Consider the following 15,178-nt stretch of genomic DNA (forward strand, 5'->3'; position numbering starts at 1 on the left):
CGGCGCTTTCCGGGGTTCCTCGACTTCTCCACCCGTGCTACAAAACTGGTCTACACCACGTGTGGTGTAGACCAGTTCGCGGTTGGCCCCCTGTGCCGTCCCCCCGACCGACCGCCATGCCGTTAGGAACCCACCCCCATGAGTCAGTCTGAGCAGGCACCGGCGCCCGCTACGGCTCCGGCCACGCCAAGCCCCGCCAAGAAGTTCGGCCAGAACCTCCTCCAGGGTCTGCAGAAGATCGGTCGCAGCCTCCAGCTGCCCATCGCGGTGCTCCCCGCCGCCGGTCTGCTGATGCGTCTCGGCCAGGACGACGTGTTCGGCAAGGACGGCCTCGGCTGGAACAAGGTCGCCTCGGTCTTCCTGACCGCCGGCAACGGGGTCTTCGACAACCTGCCGCTGCTCTTCGCGGTCGGCATCGCGATCGGCTTCGCCAAGAAGGCCGACGGCTCCACCGCCCTCGCCGCCCTCGTCGGCTTCCTGGTCTACAAGAACGTGCTCACCGCGTTCCCGATCGCCGAGGGCCACATCGCCGACGGCAAGTGGGTCCCCCCGACCTACCAGAACCCCGGCGTGCTCGGCGGCATCGTGATCGGTCTGCTGGCCGCGGTGCTCTGGCAGAAGTACCACCGCACCAGGCTGGTCGACTGGCTCGGCTTCTTCAACGGCCGCCGCCTCGTCCCGATCCTGATGGCCTTCGTCGGCACCGGCATCGGCGTCTTCTTCGGTCTGGCCTGGGGCCCGATCGGCGACGCCATCAAGAGCCTGAACGACACCCTGATCGGTGCCGGCGCGTTCGGTGCCGGCGCGTTCGGCCTGGTCAACCGCGGTCTGCTGCCGGTCGGCATGCACCAGTTCGTGAACTCCTTCGCCTGGTTCCAGACCGGTGACTTCACCAAGCCCGACGGCACCGTCGTGCACGGCGACCTGACCCGCTTCTTCGCCGGCGACCCGACCGCCGGACAGTTCATGTCGGGCTTCTACCCGATCATGATGTTCGCGCTGCCCGCCGCCGCGCTGGCCATCGCCCACTCCGCCAAGGCGCACCGCCGCAAGGCCGTCACCGGCATGATGGTCTCGCTGGCCCTGACCTCCTTCGTCACCGGTGTCACCGAGCCGATCGAGTTCGCCTTCGTCTTCATCGCCCCGATCCTGTACGTCATCCACGCGGTGCTCACCGCCGTCTCGATGACCGTCACCTGGGCGCTCGGCGTGCACGACGGCTTCACCTTCTCCGGCGGCCTGATCGACTACGCGCTGGCCTGGAACAAGGCCACCGACCCGTGGATGATCATCCCGCTCGGCCTGGTCTTCGCCGCGGTCTACTACTTCCTGTTCCGCTTCGCGATCACCAAGTTCGACCTCAAGACCCCCGGTCGCGAGGACGACGACGAGATCGAGGACGTCACCAAGGCCTGACGCCCGCGTCACCGCCCCTCCCCGAAGGCCCCGCCCCGCCGCTGCTCCCCCAGCGGCGGGGCGGGGCCTTCGGCGTGCCCGGGCCCGGGTGTGCCGCGGGAACGACGGTTGACGAACCGACGGAGGCCCTGGTCAACTGAAGCGGTGAACGCCTCGTGCCCGCTGGTCACCCGCAGCCACATCGACTTCGGTCGCGTGTGGTCCGCGGCGTGTCGCGGCTGAGCTGACCGTTCCCCCGCCGCCGCCCGGCTGACGACCCGCCCGGCGCCGGTTCCCTCCCCCCGCCCGTACGGGCTCCGCCCCCGGGCCGCCACCGCGCTCCGATCCGCGCCGCGCACCCGCGCAGCCGTGCCCCCGCACGGCCGCGCCGGTGTCCGGGCGCGGCCGCACGCGACCGCACGCGTCCGCACGAGGAAGTCAGGCTCACCATGCCCCGCCAGTTGCACCTGTCCGCCGCCCTCGACAGCCCCGGCCACCTCGACGCCGGGCACTACGCCTACCTGGCCCGCCTCGCCGAACGGGCCACCCTGGACTTCGTCACCCTCGACGACTCCTTCGCCGCCGCGCCGAGCCGCCCCGACGCGCTCGCCGCCCTCGCCCGGATCGCCCCGCTCACCGACCGGGTCGGGCTGGTGCCGACCGTCACCACCACCCACACCGAGCCCTTCCACACCTCGATCTCGGTCAACACCCTGGACTGGGCGAGCGAGGGCCGGGCCGGCTGGCTGGTCGGCGTCTCCGCCACCGAGGCCGAGGCCCGGGCCTTCGGCCGCCGGCCGGTCGCCGCCGAGGACGAGCTCTGGGCCGAGGCCGCCGACGCCGTCGAGGTGGCCGCCCGGCTCTGGGACAGCTGGGAGGACGACGCGGAGATCCGCGACACCGCCACCGGCCGCTTCGTCGACCGCGACAAGCTGCACCACATCGACTTCGAGGGCCCGCACTTCTCCGTCCGCGGCCCGTCCATCACCCCGCGCCCGCCGCAGGGCCGCCCGGTGGTCGCCCTGCCCGTCGGCGCCGCCGACCTCGCGCCGGACGCCTCCCCCGGCGGGCGCGCCCGGGTCGCCGCCGCGATCCGGCACGCCGACGTCGTCCTGCTCGACGCCCCCGACCGCGCGACCCGGCTGACCGCCGCCACCGAGCTGCGGCTGCGGTCCGGAGAGAACCTGCGCATCCTCGCCCGGCTCGGCCCGGCTCTGTCCGCCCTGCCCGACCGCGCCGCCGACGAGCGGCTGCTCGCCGAGCTCACCGCGACCGGCGACGGCGTCGACGGCTTCCACCTCACGCCCGCCGACCCGCCGCGCGACCTGGCCGCACTGGCCGACCGGATCGCCCCCGCCCTGCGCGCCGCCGGGCTGCTGCGCGCCGAGTACACCGGCCGCACCCTGCGCGACCACCTCGGCCTGGCCCGCCCGGCCAGCCGCTACGCCACCCGCCCCGCCTCCCCCACCGATTCCCCCGCTTCCCCCGCCCTCGCCGAGGTGACCCGATGACGGACCGACCGCTCAAGCAGATCCACCTCGCCGCGCACTTCCCCGGCGTCAACAACACCACGGTGTGGAGCGACCCGGCCGCCGGCAGCCACATCGAGTTCTCCTCCTTCCGCCACCTCGCGCAGACCGCCGAACGCGGGAAGTTCGACTTCTTCTTCCTCGCCGAGGGACTGCGGCTGCGCGAGACCAAGGGCCTGATCCACGACCTCGACGTGGTCGGCCGCCCCGAGTCGCTCACCGTGCTGAACGCGCTGGCCGCCGTCACCGAACGGCTCGGACTGGCCGCCACCGTCAACGCGACCTTCAACGAGCCGTACGAACTCGCCCGCCGCTTCGCCTCGTTGGACCACCTCTCCGGCGGCCGCGCGGCCTGGAACGTGGTCACCTCCTCGGACGCCTTCACCGGGGAGAACTTCCGCCGCGGCGGCTACCTGGACCGCGCCGACCGCTACACCCGGGCCGCCGAATTCGTGCAGCTGGCACGGGAGTTCTGGGACGCGGAGGAGGAGCCCGTCCGGCACTCCGGCCCGCAGTTCGAGGTCGAGGGCCGACTCTCGCTGCCGCGCCCGCCGCAGGGCCACCCGGTGGTGATCCAGGCCGGGGACTCCGACGAGGGACGCGAGTTCGCCGCCGCCACCGCCGACGTGGTCTTCTCCCGGCACTCCACTCTCACCGAGGGCCAGGCCTTCCACGCCGACGTCAAGCGCCGGCTCGCCGCGTACGGACGCAAGCCGGACGAGCTGAAGATCATGCCCGGGGCCACCTTCGTCGTCGGCGACACCGACGCCGAGGCGGCCGAGCGGGCCCACGGGATCCGCCGGGCCCAGGTCGGCCCGCGGACCGCGATCGCCTTCCTGGAGCAGGTCTGGGGCGTCGACCTGTCCGACCACGACCCGGACGGTCCGCTGCCGGCCGTCGACCCCGACCCGGACAGCGCGCTGGTCCAGGGCAGGGTCCGGCACGGCGACCCGGTGGCCGTCGCACGGCGGTGGCGGGCGGTGGCCGCGGAGAAGAAGCTGACCAGCCGCGAGCTGGTGATCGAGCTGACCGGCCGGCAGTCCTTCATAGGATCGCCCGCCACCGTCGCCGCGCAGATCGACCACTTCGTGCAGAACGACGCGGCCGACGGCTTCATCCTCGTCCCGCACCTCACCCCCGGCGGCCTGGACGAGTTCGTCGACCGGGTCGTCCCGCTGCTCCAGGAGCGCGGGGTGTTCCGCACCGACTACACCGGCCCGACCCTGCGCGACCACCTCGGCCTGCCCCTCCCCGGGCAGCGCTGAACGTCCGGGGCCCGCCCGCAACGCCGGGCGCGGCGGCGGGGTGCCACCCGGTACCCCGCCGACCTGCTCAGACCTCGTACACCGCGCCGGCCCGGGCGACCTCGACCGGCCCCGGGTAGGCGTCCGCGGCGTCCCGCCGGTTGCGCTCGGCGTCGGTCCACGGCGGGATGTGGGTGAGGACGAGCCGGCGGGCGCCGGCCGCCGCGGCGTGCTCGCCCGCCTCGCGGCCGTTGAGGTGGACGGCCTGGTAGGTGTCGCGCCCGTCGATGTACGCGGCCTCGCAGAGGAACAGGTCGGTGTCGCGGGCGAGTTCGACGAGTTCGGCGCTCTCGCCGGTGTCCCCGCTGTAGACCAGCGAGCGGCCGTCGTGCTCCACCCGGAAGGCGAAGGCGTCGACGGGGTGGTTGACCTGGGCGACGCCGATCCGGAACGGGCCGAGCTCGAAGCTGCCGGGCGTGAGGGTGCGGAACTCGAACACCTCCTTCATCCCGGGGTTCTCCGGCATGTCGTAGGCGCGGGCGAGCCGCTCGGCGGTGCCGGCCGGGCCGTACACGGGCAGCAGTTCGGGGCAGCCCTCGGCGCGGTAGTTGCGGGCCACCCAGTAGGCGCACAGGTCGACGCAGTGGTCGGCGTGCAGGTGGCTGAGCAGGACGGCGTCGACGTCGTAGAGACCGGTGTACTTCTGCAGGGCGCCGAGCGCTCCGTTGCCGAGGTCGAGGACGACGCGGTAGCCCTCGGCCTCGACCAGGTAGCTGGAGCAGGGCGAGTCGGCGGCCGGGAAGCTCCCCGAGCACCCCACCACGGTCAGTTTCATCCGAGCCCCTCCGCCCCGACACATCCTGGCTGCTGTTGGAAAACGGCATCGCCGTCCTCCACGGGAAGCGTGCAGGACAGCATGGAAAACGGCAGGCCGGACCCGGTGGACCGGCCGGTAGCACTGCGTTGGTGTGTCGAGGGTAAGGGCGGAGCGGCACTTTGCCCCCGTCCCCGTGCCGGGCTGTGGGCGGAATCACCAGAACGCCCGGGGCGGGTGCGCGACCGGTTGACGGGCCGGGATCAGCGGCGCCGGGGCCGGTTCCGGGCCCAGGCGCGGATGGTGAACGGGTACCACCTCGGGTGGCCGCTGCCGTTGATCACGTCCGGATCGGGCAGCAGCCGGTGCCGGCGGTAGCTGCGGACGGTCGCGGGCCGGACGTTGATGTGGCGGGCGATCTCGGCGTAGGACCACAGCTCGGGGCCACTGGTCACGAGGGCACCTCCGGGGGGACGGCGGCGGGCGTTCGTGACGCAGCCTGGCCGGGCCGGTCGGGGCTTCGGGCCGAACTCCGGGCACAGAACGGGCATTGTGGCAGGACCGTGACGAACCGGGAGCAACCCGCGGACAAATGCCCGACTGTCACGGCCCGCACGGTGGTGGCCTCCGCCGCGGGCCCGGTACGGTTCGCCGCATGAACGCCATGACCGCCACGTGGATCGTCCTGGCGCTGCTCGGCATCGCGCTGTCGGCCGCCGCCGTCGCGGCGCTGGTGCGGCGCACGCGCCCGACCGCGCGCCCGGCCCGCCCGACCGGCCCACGGCCCGCCGGCCCGCGACCGCGGACGGGGGCGGGCCCGCGACCGCAGGAGATCTGGTGGGCGCAGGTGCCGTTCGAGGACGGCCCCGGCTCCAAGGACCGCCCGTGCCTGGTGCTGCGGGTGCACGGCCGGACCGCCACCGTCGCAAAGATCACCAGCAAGCACCACGCCGAGCGCCCGGGCGTGCTGCCGCTGCCGCCCGGCACGGTGGGCGACCGGCAGGGCCGGGCCAGTTGGCTGGAGACCGACGAGCTGCGCGAGGTGCCGCTGTCGGCGTTCCGCCGCCGGGCCGGCACGCTGGACGGGCAGGTCTGGGCCCGGGCCCGGCGGGCCGTCCAGAGCCGCTGAGGCGTCGGGCCCGGAGCGCCGCCCCCGTCAGGGGCGCCGGGGCGTCACGCCCAGAGCTGGCCCTGCAGGGCCTCGACCGCGGCCTCGGTGGATTCGGCGGTGTAGATGCCGGTGGACAGGTACTTCCAGCCGCCGTCGGCGACCACGAAGACGATGTCCGCGCGCTCCCCGGCGGCCGCCGCCTTGCGCCCGACGCCGATCGCCGCGTGCAGGATGGCGCCGGTCGAGACGCCCGCGAAGATGCCCTCCTGCTGGAGGAGTTCGCGGGTGCGGCGGACGGCGTCGGCGGAGCCGACCGAGAAGCGGGTGGTGAGCACCTCGGCGTCGTACAGCTCGGGGACGAAGCCCTCGTCCAGGTTGCGCAGCCCGTACACCAGGTCGTCGTAGCGCGGTTCGGCGGCGACGATCTTCACGCCGGGGACCTTCTCGCGCAGGTAGCGGCCGACGCCCATCAGGGTGCCGGTGGTGCCGAGGCCGGCCACGAAGTGGGTGACGGTCGGCAGGTCGGCGAGGATCTCGGGGCCGGTGCCGGTGTAGTGGGCGCCCGCGTTGTCGGGGTTGCCGTACTGATAGAGCATGACCCAGTCGGGGTGCTCGGCGGCGATCTCCTTGGCGATCCGGACGGCGGTGTTGGAGCCGCCCGCGGCCGGGGAGGGGATGATCTCGGCGCCCCACATGCGGAGCAGTTCGCGCCGTTCCTCGCTGGTGTTCTCGGGCATCACGCAGACCATCCGGTAGCCCTTGAGCTTGGCGGCCATGGCCAGCGAGATGCCGGTGTTGCCGCTGGTGGGCTCCAGGACGGTGCAGCCGGGGGTGAGCCGGCCGTCGGCCTCGGCGCGCTCGATCATGTGCAGGGCCGGGCGGTCCTTGATCGAGCCGGTGGGGTTGCGGTCCTCCAGCTTGGCCCAGAGGCGCACCAGGCCCTCGTCGTTGCCGGGGACGGCGGCGGACAGCCGCGGCAGGCGGACCAGCGGGGTGTTGCCGACGGCTTCGAGCGGACTGTCGTAACGCAAGGGAGGCCTCCGGCCGGGGCGGTGAGGGTGGCGGGGGCGGTTCCCCCGGGTCGGTTCCCCCGCCGTGCCGCGGGGATCCGGCGGGGGAACCGGGAGGTCAGCGGGCGCCGCCGGCCACGGCGGGCAGGATGGTGACGCTGTCGCCGTCGGCGAGGGCGGTGGAGATGCCCTCCAGGAAGCGGACGTCCTCGTCGTTCAGGTAGACGTTGACGAAGCGGCGCAGTTCGCCGCCCTCGACCAGTCGGGCGGCGATGCCCGGGTGGCGGGCGTCGAGGTCGGTGAAGAGTTCCCCGAGGTTGCTGCCGTTGCCCTCGACGGCCTTGGCACCGTCGGTGTAGGTGCGGAGGATGGTCGGGATGCGGACCTCGATGGCCATGAGTGCGCTCCTGTGCGGGTCGTGGAGTGGGTGGCCGCGGCGGACGCGGCGGGGCGGGCGCCCGGGCCCGGCGTCGCCGGGGCGGCGGGCCCGGGTGGGGTGGTGAAGCGGCTCTCAGCGCGAGCGCGCGGGCGTGCCGGGACAGATCGCACCGGCGTGCCGGCACAGGTCGATGTGCAGGCGCGCCACGAGGCGGGTGCCCGGGGCCTGAGTGCTCACATCGACGGAACGCATGGACTCATCGTATAGATTCCCGGTCCCGCTCCGACATGCCCGTCTCGGGATCCGGATGTTTCCGTTCCCAGGGCTGAGACGACGGAGGCCCGCCGCCCCTCGGGGAGGGGCGGCGGGCCGGGTCCGCGGGGGTGCCGGTCAGGCCGGGTAGGCCTCGACGACCTGCACGTCTTCCTCTGTGATCTCGCCGTCCACGATGCGGAACGAGCGGAACTGGTACGGGTCCCCCTCGTCGTTGCCCTCGGCGGTGGAGACCAGCACGTAGTGGGCGAACGGCTCGGAGGCGTAGCTCACGTCGGTGCGCGAGGGGTAGGCCTCGGTGGCGGTGTGCGAGTGGTAGACGATCACCGGCTCCTCGTCCCGGTCGTCCATCTCGCGGTAGAGCTTGAGCAGGTCGCCCGAGTCGAACTCGTAGAAGGTGGGCGAGCGGGCGGCGTTGAGCATCGGGACGAACCGCTCGGGGCGGCCGCTGCCGGCCGGTCCGGCGACCACGCCGCAGGCCTCGTCCGGGTGGTCGGCGCGGGCGTGGGCCACGATCCGGTCGCGGAGTTCTCGGGTGATGGTCAGCATGCGGTCAGGATAGCCACGGCCCGACGGCCGTCCGCGGTGGTGTCCGAGGTGCGGTCAGCGGGTGTCCACGTTCCCGCCGGGGGCGTCCGCGGTCCCCTCTCCGACGGGCTCCCGGGCCGGCGTGCCGCCGTGGAGGGCCCGCGGGTCGCGGCGCTTGAGCACCTGGTAGCCGATCACCAGCAGCAGCGCCCAGCACGGGAAGACGAACAGCGAGATCCGGTTGTCCCGGTCCAGCCCGATGAGCACCACGACCAGGGCGAGGAAGGCGAGCGCGGCCCCGCTGACCCAGGCGCCGCCGGGCGCCTTGAAGGTGGGCGCCGGCAGCCGTCCGGCCTGCCAGGCCCGGCGGTAGCGGATCTGGGAGATCAGGATCATCGCCCAGGTCCACAGCCCGCAGACCGTGGCGACGGAGGTGATGTACTCGAACGCCCGTGCCGGGACGAGGTAGTTGAGCACCACGCCGAGGCCCATCAGCAGGCTGGAGACGGTGATCGCGAAGGCCGGGGTGCGGCGGGTGTTGAGCTTGGTCAGCCGTCCCGGGGCCTGGCCGCTGAGCGCGAGGTCGCGGAGCATCCGGCCGGTGGAGTACATCCCGGAGTTGCAGGAGGAGAGCGCGGCGGTGAGCACCACGAAGTTGATGATGCCGGCTGCCGCCGGGATGCCGATCTTGCCGAAGGCGGCGACGAACGGGCTGACGCCGGGCTGGAATTCGGTCCACGGCACGAGGGAGAGGATGACCACCAGGGCGCCGATGTAGAACAGCATGATCCGCCAGGGCAGGGTGTTGATGGCCCGCGGCAGGGTCTTCTCGGGGTTCTCGCTCTCGCCTGCGGTGACGCCGACGAGTTCGACGCCCAGGTAGGCGAACATGACGATCTGAAGGGTCATCACGGTGGAGCCGATGCCCTGGGGGAAGAAGCCGCCGTCCTGCCAGAGGTGGCTGATTGAGGCGGTGTCACCGGCCTTGCTGAAGCCGAGGGTGAGCACTCCGACGCCGATCAGGATCATGCCGATGATGGCGGTGACCTTGACCATGGAGAACCAGAACTCGATCTCGCCGAACAGCTTCACCGAGATCAGGTTGGCCGCGTAGAGCAGGACCAGGAAGGTCAGCGCGCTGATCCACTGCGGTATGTCGGGCGCCCAGAACCGCACGTAGACCGCGGCTGCGGTGGTCTCCGCCATTCCGGTGACGACCCAGAACAGCCAGTACGTCCAGCCGGTCACGTAGCCGGCGAAGGGGCCGAGGAACTCCCGGGCGTACTCGGCGAAGCTGCCGGAGACCGGGCGGTAGGTGAGCAGTTCGCCGAGGGCACGCATGATCACGAAGATCACCAGGCCGGCCACGGCGTAGGAGAGGATCAGGCTCGGGCCGGAGCGGGAGATCGCGGTGCCGGCGCCGAGGAACAGGCCGGTGCCGATCGCGCCGCCGATGGCGATCATCTGGATCTGGCGGCTGCCGAGCCCGCGCTCGTAGCCCTCCGCGTCGGGTGAATTGTCGACCATTTCGTCGTACGACTTCTCGACCACTGTGCACCGTCCTGGTCGGTCTCGGGGGTGGAGAAGTCGTACCACGCGAGGTTCGGATAGCGGTGTCCATCTGAGCGTTATTTGAGCATGACCTGGCATGGTTTGCCCGATTTTCATAAGAAATGCCCCGGCTGATCGTCCACATCCTGGACAAAACGGCCGGGGCTTGCCCGAAAGCGGGCAGGATCAGTCCGCGATCGCCTCCAGCAGCGACTCCTGCAGGGCGCCCAGCCACAGGTACGCCATCACCAGCGGCTTGCGCTCGTCACCGTCCGGCAGCTCGTAGAGGCCGTCCTCGTCGTCCTCGGTGACCTCCAGCCGGACACCGACGGCCAGCCGCAGGTCGTTGAGCGCACCCAGCCAGCGCGGGCAGTCGGCCGCGGCCAGCTTGAGCACCCCGCCGTCGCCGAGCCCGTCCAGCGCCCGGACGACGAACAGCGCGTCGTCCCGCTTGCGGGCCCGCAGGTCCAGCTCGGTGAAACGGCGGAACTCCCCGGACGCGACCCTGGACTCCTCGTCCTCCGGCTTCCCCGGGTCGCCGTAGGCGTCCGGGAAGAACCGGGCCAGCACCGGGTCGGCCGGCGCCTCGGTCGGGCCCTCGGCGAACAGCGCGGCCAGCGGGTCGTCACCGGCCCCGCCCGGACCGGGGCCGATCAGCTCCAGCAACTGCACTTCCAGCGAGCGCAGGATGGAGGCCTCCCACTCGTCCAGCGCGATCGCCGCGCCGCCACCGCCGGTGCTCTCGAACAACCCAGCCATCTGTATCGGTCAGCCCGTCTTCGTCGTCTTCGGTCGTACGGCCGGCGGTCCGGCACCCATCGGGCCGGCGCCGGCCGCTCCTGCGCCGGTCGCGCCGGCGCCCGCCCAGCCGGCACGGGCCGGCCCGGCGTCAGTCGTGCTGCAGCGTCGCCCAGAGGCCGTAGCCGTGCATCGCCTGGACGTCGCGTTCCATCTCCTCGCGGGAGCCGCTGGAGACCACCGCCCGACCCTTGGTGTGGACGTCCATCATCAGCTTCCGGGCCTTGTCCTTCGGGTAGCCGAAGTAGGCCTGGAAGACGTACTGGACGTAGCTCATCAGGTTCACCGGGTCGTTGTGCACGATGGTCACCCAGGGCGTGTCCGGTTCGGTCACCGGTACCCCTTCGACCTCCGGGCGCTCGATCTCCACGGGCGCGACGCTCACGCCGGGTCCTCCTCGCTGCACAGTCGTCCGTAACCCCTCACGCCCCATGCTGCCATCCGGGGGACAGCCGGGCGATTCCGGCCCGGCACGCTCCACGAGAAATCGTCACTCTGACGCTAAGTGGTAGTAGCATCATCCGCATGGACGCCACTTCAGTGCGCGCGGCCGGCTCGACCGCGCTGCTCACCGACCGCTACGAGCTCACCATGCTGCAGGCCGCCCTGCGCAGCGGGGCCGCGCACCGCCGCTCCGTCTTCGAGGTGTTCACCCGCCGCCTGCCCAGCGGTCGCCGCTACGGCGTCGTGGCCGGCACCGGCCGGGTGCTGGACGCCGTCGAGAACTTCCGCTTCACCACCCCCCAGCTGGACTGGCTGGCCGACCAGGACGTGGTCGACGAGGACACCCTGCGCTTCCTCGCCGACTACCGCTTCCGCGGCGACATCCACGGCTACCCCGAGGGCGAGGTCTACTTCCCCGGCTCCCCGCTGCTCACCGTCGAGGGCAGCTTCGCCGAGGCCGTGATCCTGGAGACGGTGATCCTCTCGATCCTCAACCACGACTCGGCCATCGCGGCCGCCGCCTCCCGGATGACCGCCGCCGCCGGCGGCCGCCCGGTGATCGAGATGGGCGCCCGCCGGGCCCACGAGCAGTCCGCCGTCTCCGCCGCCCGGGCGGCCTACGTGGCCGGCTTCGCCGCCACCTCCGACCTGGAGGCCGGCTTCACCCACGGCATCCCGACCACCGGCACCGCCGCCCACGCCTTCACCCTCGTGCACGACAGCGAACGGGACGCCTTCACGGCGCAGATCGCCTCCATGGGCAAGGGCACCACCCTGCTGGTCGACACCTTCGACCTGCCCGAAGCCGTGCGCACCGCCGTCGAGGTGGCCGGCCCCGAGCTGGGCGCCGTCCGGATCGACTCCGGCGACCTCACCCTGCTGGCCCACCGGGTCCGCCGCCAACTGGACGACCTCGGCGCCGACCGGACCAGGATCATCGTCACCTCCGACCTGGACGAGTACGCGATCGCCGCCCTGGCCGCCGCCCCGGTGGACGGCTACGGCGTCGGCACCAGCCTGGTCACCGGCAGCGGCCACCCCACCTGCGCGATGGTCTACAAGCTGGTCGCCCGGGCCGAGACCGACGGCGGCCCGCTGGTGCCGGTCGCCAAGCGCGCGGCCGGCGGCAAGACCAGCATCGGCGGCCGCAAGTGGGCGGCCCGCCGGCCCGACGCCGACGGCGTCGCCGAGGCCGAGGTCGTCGGCACCGGCCCCGTCCCGGACGAACTGCGGCCGCACCTGGTGCAGGTGCCGCTCGTCCTGGACGGCGAGACCGTCGGCCGGGAGCCGCTGAACGCCGCCCGCGACCGGCACGTGCGCGCCCGCGCCGCACTGCCCCTGTCGGCGACCCAGCTCTCCAAGGGCGACCCGGTACTGCCGACCGAGCTGGTCCTGCCCGCCGACCCGGCCCACTGACCGGAGCCCGGGGCCGGTCCGGCGGTTCGGATCCGGCCCCGGGCTCCGTCCCGCACACCCCACGCGGACGCGGGCCCGAAGACCCGCCCCGGGGCTTCCGCCCCCGCGCGCCACTCCCTAGAGTCAGCCGTAGAGTTCCCGAGTTCCCCCGGAGCTCCCCGAGGACCCCCCGCGCCCGGCACGACCGGGCCGCGCACCCCCGAGGGCTCCCCCACCGGGGCGCCGCCTCCCGCGGGCCCCCGAGATCCGAGGATGCGAGTCACGTCATGCACCGGGCACTGATCGTCGTCGACGTGCAGAACGACTTCTGCGAGGGCGGCAGCCTGGCCGTCGCCGGCGGCGCCGAGGTGGCCGCCGCCATCACCGACCTGATCGCCGAGTCCTCCCCCGGATACCGGCACGTCCTCGCCACCCGCGACCACCACATCGACCCGGGCGACCACTTCTCGGACGAGCCGGACTACGTCGACAGCTGGCCGCCGCACTGCGTGGCCGGCACCGAAGGCGTCGGCTTCCACCCCAACTTCGCGCCCTCCGTCATCTCCGGCGCGGTCGAGGCGGTCTTCGACAAGGGCGCCCGCTCGGCGGCGTACAGCGGCTTCGAGGGGCTGGACGAGAACGGCCGCGGCCCGGTGGAGTGGCTGCGCGAACGGCAGGTCGACGAGGTCGACGTGGTCGGCATCGCCACCGACCACTGCGTCCGGGCGACCGCCCTGGACGCCGCCCGGGCCGGCTTCACCACCCGCGTGCTGCTGGACCTCACCGCCGGGGTCGCCGCGGAGACCACCGCCGCCGCGCTGGCGGAGCTGCGGGCGGCCGGGGTCGAGCTGGTCGGCGAGCCGGTGGTCCGTTCGTAACGACTCCGGGGGGCCGGCTGCGGGGGCGCGGTGCGTGGGTTTCGCGGCGCGTGCGTCGTGACGCGTGGGTGCCGCGGGGAGTGGGGGGCGTTCGCGGCGCGGGGGCGGCCCGCCGTCTCGGGGCCGCGCTCAGACCACCAGCAGCTCCACCACGTCCGTCCCCCCGATCCGGTAGGCCTCGCGCAGTTCGCCGCCGACCACGTCCGGGTCCTCGGCCAGCCGGGCTCCGGAGACGTACACCACCCGGATGCCCAGGTACTCCATCCGGTGCTGGCCGCCGCGCACCCAGGCGGCCTCCCCCTCGCTCACACTGCGCAGCTCCGAGTCCACCTCCACCGCGACACCCCGCTCCGGCCAGTAGAGGTCCGGGACGGCGATGTACGTGCCTCCGCGCATCCGCAGCTCGGGGGCGTTCAGCGGGGCCGGCAGCAGCCACTCGTCCGCCAGGCGGCCGATCCGCTCCAGCGCCAAGTCCCGCTCGGTGGCGAGCAGTTCGTCCAATGCGGCCCGCACCCGGGGCTCACCGGTCAGCCCGGAGTCGGTCAGCTCCGCCACCAACTCCCCCACCGTGCAACGGTCCTCGGGCCGGGAGACCGCCTCCCGCAGCACCTCGCGCACCGGCGCCGAACCTCCCGGACCGACCGGACCGGCCGTCCACTCGACCAGCGCGTCGGCGACCGCCCTGGCCACCGGCGCACAGGCCAGGCCGTGCACCGAGCGGGCCACCAACTCCCGTTCGGTGCGCCGGATCCGCACCTCGCCGGCGTCCTTCAGCCGGCGCTGCCGGGGCACCAGGACGTCCACCCCGGTCACCGCGGGCAGCCGGGGCACGACGGTGAATCCGTACAGCGCCAGCGCGGCCGCACCGGTGATCACCGCACCCTCCCGGCGGCCCTCCTCACGGCCGTTCTGCGCGGCGTACAGCAGCGCGGCCCACATCCGCTGCTCCGGGGTGGGCTCGGCGGCCTGCAGGAGGTAGACCCGGGGCAGCACCCGCTGCCAGGGGCCGCCCCGGCGGCAGTGCTCGGTGATGATCCGGGCCGGCACGCCCCGGGCCCGCAACTGGCTCGCGGTGACGACGTTCTGTTGACGCTTCGCCAGCTCCTCCAGGGACGGCGGCGGCGACGGAATCCGGTAGCTCATGCCGACACCATCCCCGCCCGTCAGGACCTGCGACCGGGACCCTGACGCACTGTTACTCAACCGTCGCGAAACCGGGATCAGCCCGCACTAAAGTCCTCATACCCTCACTCATTTGGAGTAATTGACGCTCATCAGGTTGTCATATGTGATCGAAAACGATCGGCGACCTGGTCGCCTGACCCAGAGTGACCAAAGGCATACGGCGAGGGACCCCCAAGGCGTCAATCCGGCCCCGGGGATTGCCTAGGCTTACGTCATGTCACGTGACGAGACCGCCGGCCTCCGCGCGGCCCAGCTCCGCCTCGGCCGCCTGCCCGGATACGTCCGCCGCCCGGACCCCGCCCGCCGAAGCGGCGAGAAGGGGCATACGTACAAGAAGGGCTGGGAGGTCCGCTTCACCGCGCGCAGTGAGGCCGAGATAGCAGAGATCCGCGACCTCGTGGTCGCCGCCGGGTTCGCCCCGGCCAGACCCTTCTTCAAGGGACACCAGCTCATCCAGCCCGTCTACGGCATGGCCGCCGTCCAGGCCTACCTGGCCGCTAGACAGGCCGCCGAGGAACACGCCGCCCGGGCCGCGCTCGGCCGCCGGCGACGGGCCGCGGGACTCCCGCAGTTCGATCCGGGAGAAGACGTTCTCGTCCAGCAGGTCGAACAGGAGCACGTTGTTCGCGATGCCGAGGTTGTAG

17 protein-coding genes are annotated in these 15,178 nt (G+C 72.9%); 7 read left to right on the forward strand and 10 right to left on the reverse strand.

Annotated elements, in window-relative coordinates:
• Window positions 1-138 precede the first annotated feature (138 nt).
• From AB0E96_RS06855 to AB0E96_RS06865, 3 genes are all read left to right on the forward strand, one after another.
• Window positions 139-1,416, forward strand: coding sequence for a PTS transporter subunit EIIC (locus AB0E96_RS06855; protein WP_359819464.1), 1,278 nt, complete (start codon window positions 139-141; stop codon window positions 1,414-1,416).
• Window positions 1,417-1,844: 428 nt separating this feature from the next.
• Window positions 1,845-2,906: an LLM class flavin-dependent oxidoreductase gene (locus tag AB0E96_RS06860; RefSeq protein ID WP_359819467.1), complete on the forward strand. Its 1,062-nt coding sequence runs from the start codon at window positions 1,845-1,847 to the stop codon at window positions 2,904-2,906.
• Window positions 2,903-4,189 (forward strand): LLM class flavin-dependent oxidoreductase, encoded by a 1,287-nt coding sequence (locus AB0E96_RS06865; protein ID WP_359819470.1) that lies wholly within the window; start codon window positions 2,903-2,905, stop codon window positions 4,187-4,189. Before AB0E96_RS06860 ends, AB0E96_RS06865 begins: the two co-directional genes overlap by 4 nt.
• A gap of 67 nt (window positions 4,190-4,256) precedes the next feature.
• Here AB0E96_RS06865 and AB0E96_RS06870 read toward each other — a convergent pair whose 3' ends face one another.
• Together AB0E96_RS06870 and AB0E96_RS06875 are read right to left on the reverse strand one after the other, a co-directional pair.
• Window positions 4,257-5,003 (reverse strand): MBL fold metallo-hydrolase, encoded by a 747-nt coding sequence (locus AB0E96_RS06870; protein ID WP_359819472.1) that lies wholly within the window; start codon window positions 5,001-5,003, stop codon window positions 4,257-4,259.
• Between the two features lie 242 nt (window positions 5,004-5,245).
• The gene (locus tag AB0E96_RS06875; protein WP_359819474.1) at window positions 5,246-5,437 is read right to left on the reverse strand and encodes a MarR family transcriptional regulator; all 192 of its coding nucleotides are present in this window, start codon (window positions 5,435-5,437) and stop codon (window positions 5,246-5,248) included.
• A gap of 209 nt (window positions 5,438-5,646) precedes the next feature.
• On the opposite strand from AB0E96_RS06875, the gene AB0E96_RS06880 reads away from it, so the two are divergent.
• Entirely contained in the window at window positions 5,647-6,111 is a 465-nt protein-coding gene (locus AB0E96_RS06880) for a type II toxin-antitoxin system PemK/MazF family toxin (RefSeq protein WP_359819499.1), read from the forward strand.
• 44 nt (window positions 6,112-6,155) lie between these two features.
• Here AB0E96_RS06880 and AB0E96_RS06885 read toward each other — a convergent pair whose 3' ends face one another.
• From AB0E96_RS06885 to clpS, 7 genes are all read right to left on the reverse strand, one after another.
• On the reverse strand, window positions 6,156-7,124 hold the full coding sequence (locus AB0E96_RS06885; protein WP_359819476.1) for a cysteine synthase: 969 nt from the start codon (window positions 7,122-7,124) through the stop codon (window positions 6,156-6,158).
• A 97-nt stretch (window positions 7,125-7,221) separates the two neighbouring features.
• Window positions 7,222-7,500, reverse strand: coding sequence for a MoaD/ThiS family protein (locus AB0E96_RS06890; protein ID WP_030242903.1), 279 nt, complete (start codon window positions 7,498-7,500; stop codon window positions 7,222-7,224).
• Between the two features lie 114 nt (window positions 7,501-7,614).
• A complete protein-coding gene (locus AB0E96_RS06895) occupies window positions 7,615-7,734 on the reverse strand; it encodes a putative leader peptide (RefSeq protein WP_310593142.1) in 120 nt (39 codons plus the stop codon).
• A gap of 138 nt (window positions 7,735-7,872) precedes the next feature.
• Complete coding sequence (locus AB0E96_RS06900; protein WP_359819478.1) at window positions 7,873-8,304, reverse strand: M67 family metallopeptidase; 432 nt, start codon at window positions 8,302-8,304, stop codon at window positions 7,873-7,875.
• Window positions 8,305-8,358: 54 nt separating this feature from the next.
• A complete protein-coding gene (locus AB0E96_RS06905) occupies window positions 8,359-9,810 on the reverse strand; it encodes an amino acid permease (RefSeq protein ID WP_359819501.1) in 1,452 nt (483 codons plus the stop codon).
• 210 nt (window positions 9,811-10,020) lie between these two features.
• Window positions 10,021-10,593, reverse strand: coding sequence for a DUF2017 domain-containing protein (locus tag AB0E96_RS06910; protein ID WP_359819481.1), 573 nt, complete (start codon window positions 10,591-10,593; stop codon window positions 10,021-10,023).
• 130 nt (window positions 10,594-10,723) lie between these two features.
• Window positions 10,724-11,017, reverse strand: coding sequence for an ATP-dependent Clp protease adapter ClpS (clpS, locus tag AB0E96_RS06915; RefSeq protein ID WP_049654313.1), 294 nt, complete (start codon window positions 11,015-11,017; stop codon window positions 10,724-10,726).
• A 140-nt stretch (window positions 11,018-11,157) separates the two neighbouring features.
• Here clpS and AB0E96_RS06920 point away from each other — a divergent pair, with 140 nt between their 5' ends.
• Window positions 11,158-12,492, forward strand: a complete 1,335-nt coding sequence (locus AB0E96_RS06920) for a nicotinate phosphoribosyltransferase (RefSeq protein ID WP_359819483.1) — start codon at window positions 11,158-11,160, stop codon at window positions 12,490-12,492.
• A gap of 266 nt (window positions 12,493-12,758) precedes the next feature.
• On the forward strand, window positions 12,759-13,349 hold the full coding sequence (locus AB0E96_RS06925; RefSeq protein WP_359819485.1) for an isochorismatase family protein: 591 nt from the start codon (window positions 12,759-12,761) through the stop codon (window positions 13,347-13,349).
• Between the two features lie 129 nt (window positions 13,350-13,478).
• Here the strand turns inward: AB0E96_RS06925 and AB0E96_RS06930 are convergent, their stop codons facing one another.
• On the reverse strand, window positions 13,479-14,492 hold the full coding sequence (locus AB0E96_RS06930; RefSeq protein ID WP_359819487.1) for a hypothetical protein: 1,014 nt from the start codon (window positions 14,490-14,492) through the stop codon (window positions 13,479-13,481).
• Window positions 14,493-14,748: 256 nt separating this feature from the next.
• Here AB0E96_RS06930 and AB0E96_RS06935 point away from each other — a divergent pair.
• Window positions 14,749-15,178: hypothetical protein (locus AB0E96_RS06935; RefSeq protein ID WP_359819489.1), on the forward strand; the 430-nt coding region annotated here is incomplete at its 3' end.

The sequence above is a fragment of the Kitasatospora sp. NPDC036755 genome (assembly GCF_040636595.1).
Classification (GTDB): domain Bacteria; phylum Actinomycetota; class Actinomycetes; order Streptomycetales; family Streptomycetaceae; genus Kitasatospora.